This window comes from Crystallibacter degradans (assembly GCF_012952295.1).
In the GTDB taxonomy this organism is placed as follows: Bacteria; Actinomycetota; Actinomycetes; order Actinomycetales; family Micrococcaceae; genus Crystallibacter; species Crystallibacter degradans.
This window is the reverse complement of record NZ_JABBCH010000043.1, coordinates 1-5,227: the sequence shown is the minus strand read 5'-3', so window position 1 is coordinate 5,227 and position 5,227 is coordinate 1. Positions and strand designations below refer to the sequence as shown.

The following is a 5,227-nucleotide window of genomic DNA, read 5'->3' as shown; positions in this document are numbered from 1 at the left end:
TCAAGGACGGCAGCCTGCAGTTCGTCCTCCAGAAAAAGTCCCCAATCGCCCGACCGCGCCCCGAGGGTGAGTACCTCGGCCTGGACTGGGGGATGAAGTCCCTTTTCGCGACCAGCGACGGCCGCCTCTTCGGCGTCGGCGCCATGCCGCACCTGACGGAGCTGGACCGGCAGGCGCAGGACCTCGCCAAGAGCCTGCAACGGCAGGGCATCCGCCTCAAGACCAACCGACGCTACCGCAACTTCCAGTGCCGCATGCGCGAATACATCGTTAACGAGGTCAACCGCATCCTCAACAAGCTCTCGACCGAAGACATCCAGGGCCTTGTCGTCGAGAAGCTCGATGCCAGGGGCGGCGGCATGAGCCGGGGCATGAACCGCCTGGTCACCCGCTTCGGCCGTGCCGCCATCAAGAAAAAGCTGGCATCCCTCCAGGAAGACGCCGGCCTCGACGTGATCGAGGTCAACGCTGCCTACACCTCCAGGGAATGCTCATCCTGCGGCCTCGTCCATGACGGGAACCGCAAGGGACTCAAGTTTTCCTGCCGCTTCTGCGGCAGGAAAACCCACGCCGACATCAACGGTGCGCGGGTCGTTCTGTCAAGACGTTCTTGGCAGACCCAAGGCGACTCGAAAACCAAGTCACAGCGTGGGACAGTCCGCCAACGGCTGGACGATGTGTTCAAGGCCCGCTGGGGCTGCGCACCGCCTACCAGAGGCTCGACAGGGAACCCGAAGACCGGCTCCCGACGCCGCCCCGCAGTGCGGCTAGCCACGGCCCCTTCCTGAAGGGTTCGTGCGAATGCGTGGAGACATGGAGAGTATTCCATGAATTCACGAACTGTCCCTCCGCTCGGCCTGGATCCGGGAGTCGGACCGGCTGCGATCGTTGGGGCCGTAGTCGCCGGGCCGCCCGGCGTTCCCTTCAAGGGCATGGCCGTGCACGCGTACGACGCGGACCAGTCGCTTGTACGGGAAACGCAGGTACGGCTGGAAGGCGACTTTGAGCTGACGGGCCTGCCGCCCGGCGACTACACGGTCAAGTTTCTCGGCGGCGCCACCGGCGCCTCTGATCAGTGGTACAGCGCCTCGGGCCCTGGCCATCCAGCTACGGTCATTACATTGGCAGCCGGGAGTATTGCCAGCGGAATCAAGGCGGGGATGACCGCCGTCGCATCTCGTTAGCGGCCGCCGATTCCAGGTTCTGTGAACGAGAGGTAGAAAATTTCAGCAGGGGCTTGACGTGCCGATCGGCACAGGCCATGATGAATCGTATACGATTTCATACATAAGCAGGAGGATGTCTTGTCTGAAGCACATGTCGCTCAGGAAACGGAAGCGGTCACGCTGCAGCCCGTCGATTCCGCCACGCTGAAAAACACCGGCAAGGTGCTTGCAGTGCACCTCTCTTACTCTTCCCGGGCGGCCCAGCGCGGACGTGTTCCGGCCAACCCGTCCTACTTCATGAAAGCCTCGTCCTCGTTGAGCCTGAGCGGCGGCACGGTGGAACGCCCTGCCGGCACCGAACTACTCGCGTTCGAAGGCGAAGTTGCCCTGGTCATCGGCAAGCCTGCCCGCCGCGTCAGCGTCGAGGATGCCTGGAGCTATGTCGGTGCCGTCACCGCCAGCAATGACCTCGGAGTCTACGACATCAAGTATGCGGACAAGGGCTCCAACATCCGGTCCAAGTCCGGTGACGGCTTCACCCCGGTAGGCCCGGCCCTCATTCCGGCCGACAAGGTAGACCCGGCGGCGCTGCGCGTCCGCACCTGGGTCAACGGCGAACTGGTCCAGGATGACACCACCGAGGCACTGATTTTCCCCTTTGCCCAGATCGTCGCAGACCTGTCCCAGCTGATGACGCTGGAACCGGGCGACATGATTCTCACCGGCACCCCGGCCGGTTCCTCGGTCATCGTCCCGGGCGACGTCGTCGAGGTTGAGGTGGATTCCCCCTCAACGTCGCTGAGCAGCGGCCGTCTCGTAACCACCGTCACCCAGGGCGAGGTGCCGTTCGCAGAGTTCGGCAACACCCCCAAAGTCACCGACAAGGACCGCGAGGATGCTTTCGGTTCGGCCGAAGCCGCCGGACTGGCAGCCAACAAGCCGGTTTTGACCGAGGAACTGAAGGCCAAGCTTGCTTCCGTCGCCACGGCCACCATCTCCGCAGCACTGCGCAAGCGCGGGCTGAACAATGTCAGCATCGATGGCCTGCAGCCGACCAAGACAGACCGCAAGGTCATCGGTACCGCCCGCACGCTGCGGTACGTGCCCAACCGCGAGGATCTGTTCAAGAGCCACGGCGGCGGCTTCAACGCCCAGAAGCGCATCATCGATGACCTGAACGAGGGCGATGTCCTGGTCATGGAGGCCCGCGGTGAAAAGGGCGCCGGCACGCTCGGCGACATCCTGGCCCTGCGCGCCCACAAGCGCGGCGCCGCCGGTGTCATTACCGACGGCGGCGTGCGCGACCTCACCGCCGTCGCCGGCCTGGATATCCCGGCCTTCTACGCCTCCGCGCATCCGGCCGTCCTCGGGCGCAAGCACGTTCCGTGGGACACCGACATCACCGTTGCCTGTGGCGGAACCACCGTGCAGCCCGGGGACATCATCGTGGCGGACGCCGACGGCATCCTGGTGCTGCCGCCGTCGCTCGCCGAGGAAGTAGCCGACGAAGCCGTCGAGCAGGAGCGTCGCGATGCCTTTGTCTTCCAGATGGTTCAGGAAGGACACAAGGTCGACGGACTGTTCCCGATGAACGAGGAATGGCAGGCCAAGTACCACGAATGGGTCGCCGCCGGCGGCGGGCAGTAACGGCAAGACGATGTCCACCACTGCCACGCCCGCACGTACCGAGGCCCGATCGAAGTCGGAACAGGCCTACGAGGTGCTCAAAGACCGGATCACCGGCGGCGACCTCGTGGCCGGCTATCGGCTGGTGCTGAGCAGCATCGCCGAAGAACTCGGTTTCAGCGTGGTGCCGGTCCGGGAAGCCATTCGCCGGCTGGAGGCCGAGGGGCTGGTCAAGTTCGAGCGGAATGTCGGGGCCACGGTCGCCGGCGTCGATGCCACGCTCTATCTGCACACCATGCAGACCCTGAGCGTGATCGAAGGAGCCGCGACCGCCCTGGCCGCCCCGCTGATCACCGCGGTGGACATCGACAACGCCCGCCGGCTCAATGCCGAACTGCGCCGGTGCCTGGAAGAATTTGAACCGCAACGCTTCACGCGGATCAACAACGAACTCCATGCCATCCTCTACGGCCATTGCCCCAATCCGCACATTCTGGACCTGGTCCACCGCGGCTGGAACCGGCTAAACGCCATGCGTGCTTCCAGCTTCGATCTGGTACCGGGACGGGCACGCAAGTCCGTTGAAGAACACGACCAGCTCATCGCCCTGATCGAATCGCGGGCCGACGTCCACGAGATCGAGATGGCTGCCCGGGCACACCGGACGGCCACGCTGAACGCCTACATGGCCCAGCACCAGCAGCCAGCGTCAGCCATCTAGCCACACAAGCGCAAGAACAACCCAGGAAAGAAAGGTGCATCGTGGCCGAACACTACGTTCCCGAGAACCTGCCCACCCACATCCAGCACTTCATCAACGGCAAGTTCGTCGACTCGGTCGGCGGCCAGACGTTCGACGTACTGGACCCGGTGACCAATAAGACCTACGCCACCGCTGCAGCCGGCCAGAAGGAAGACATCAACGCCGCTGTCGCCGCCGCCCGCGAGGCCTTCGTCAACGGCCCCTGGCCAAAGATGAAGCCGCGCGAACGCGCCCGGGTCCTGAACAAGATCGCCGACGCCGTCGAGGCCCAGGAATCACGCCTGGCCGAGATGGAGACCTTCGACACCGGCCTCCCGATCACCCAGGCCAAGGGCCAGGCGCTGCGTGCCGCGGAGAACTTCCGCTTCTTCGCAGACCTGATTGTCGCCCAGTTCGACGACGCCATGAAGGTCCCCGGCTCGCAGATCAACTATGTCAACCGCAAGCCGATCGGCGTTGCCGGCCTGATCACGCCATGGAATACCCCGTTCATGCTCGAGTCCTGGAAGCTTGCCCCGGCTCTGGCCACCGGCAACACCGTGGTGCTCAAGCCTGCCGAGTTCACTCCCCTGTCAGCTTCGCTCTGGGCCGACATCTTCACCGCGGCCGGCGTACCGGCCGGCGTCTTCAACCTGGTCAACGGCCTGGGCGAAGAAGCAGGCGACGCACTGGTCAAGCACCCGGAGGTTCCGCTGATCTCGTTCACCGGTGAGACCACCACAGGTCAGACCATCTTCCGCAACGCGGCCGAGAACCTCAAGGGCCTGTCCATGGAGCTCGGAGGCAAGAGCCCCTGCGTCGTCTTCGCAGACGCGGACATCGATGCCGCAATCGATTCGGCGCTGTTTGGCGTCTTCTCGCTCAACGGCGAGCGTTGCACCGCCGGCTCGCGCATCCTCGTGGAGCGCCCGGTCTACGACGAGTTCCTCGAGAAGTACGCCGCCCGGGCAAAGAATATTGTGGTCGGCGACCCGCATGACCCGAAGACCCAGGTGGGTGCCCTGGTCCACCCCGAGCACTACAACAAGGTCATGAGCTACGTGGAAATCGGCAAGTCCGAAGGGCGGCTCATCGCCGGCGGCGGCCGTCCCGAAGGCCTGGAGGAAGGCAACTATGTCTCCCCCACCGTCTTCGCCGACGTCAAGCCGGACGCCAGGATCTTCCAAGAAGAAATCTTCGGCCCGGTTGTCGCCATCACGCCCTTTGACAACGATGAGGAAGCCCTGGAACTGGCCAACGGCGTCAAGTACGGCTTGGCCGCCTACATCTGGACGCAGAACCTGACCCGTGCGCACAACTTCTCGCAGAACGTTGAAGCCGGCATGGTCTGGCTGAACAGCCACAACGTCCGCGACCTGCGCACCCCGTTCGGCGGGGTGAAGGCATCCGGCCTCGGCCACGAGGGCGGCTACCGCTCCATCGACTTCTACACCGACCAGCAGGCCGTGCACATCACGCTCGGCAGCGTCCACACCCCGAAGTTCGGCGCTCAGGCGGCGTCCGAGATCGACTACTAAACCGCTTCAGCGACGAAGGAATGAAGACCATGAGCAACGAAATCCTCAAGCCCAGCGTGCCTGCTCCGGACATTGTCCGCTGCGCGTACATGGATCTGGTCGTCACGGACCTGGCCAAGTCCCGCGAGTTCTACGTGGACGTCCTGGGCCTGCAC

At 64.3% G+C, this 5,227-nt stretch carries 6 protein-coding genes; all 6 read left to right on the top strand.

Annotation, left to right across the window (positions count from 1 at the left end):
* Positions 1 to 788: zinc ribbon domain-containing protein (locus tag HGO92_RS22910; RefSeq protein WP_169998988.1), on the top strand; the 788-nt coding region annotated here is incomplete at its 5' end.
* A gap of 39 nt (positions 789 to 827) precedes the next feature.
* A complete protein-coding gene (locus tag HGO92_RS22905) occupies positions 828 to 1,184 on the top strand; it encodes a carboxypeptidase regulatory-like domain-containing protein (RefSeq protein ID WP_169998986.1) in 357 nt (118 codons plus the stop codon).
* 162 nt (positions 1,185 to 1,346) lie between these two features.
* The gene (locus tag HGO92_RS22900) at positions 1,347 to 2,813 is read left to right on the top strand and encodes a fumarylacetoacetate hydrolase family protein (protein WP_240974912.1); all 1,467 of its coding nucleotides are present in this window, start codon (positions 1,347 to 1,349) and stop codon (positions 2,811 to 2,813) included.
* Positions 2,814 to 2,823: 10 nt separating this feature from the next.
* Entirely contained in the window at positions 2,824 to 3,513 is a 690-nt protein-coding gene (locus HGO92_RS22895; protein WP_169998980.1) for a GntR family transcriptional regulator, read from the top strand.
* A 41-nt stretch (positions 3,514 to 3,554) separates the two neighbouring features.
* A complete protein-coding gene (gene hpaE / locus HGO92_RS22890; RefSeq protein WP_169998977.1) occupies positions 3,555 to 5,072 on the top strand; it encodes a 5-carboxymethyl-2-hydroxymuconate semialdehyde dehydrogenase in 1,518 nt (505 codons plus the stop codon).
* A 29-nt stretch (positions 5,073 to 5,101) separates the two neighbouring features.
* The coding region (locus tag HGO92_RS24070) for a VOC family protein (protein ID WP_346769043.1) at positions 5,102 to 5,227 on the top strand (126 nt) is incomplete at its 3' end.

What these genes read in the sequence shown, in the direction of transcription:
- HGO92_RS22905 (WP_169998986.1), top strand. Translation starts at nt 828, where the DNA reads ATGAATTCACGAACTGTCCCTCCGCTCGGCCTGGATCCGGGAGTCGGA.
- HGO92_RS22895 (WP_169998980.1), top strand. Translation starts at nt 2,824, where the DNA reads ATGTCCACCACTGCCACGCCCGCACGTACCGAGGCCCGATCGAAGTCG.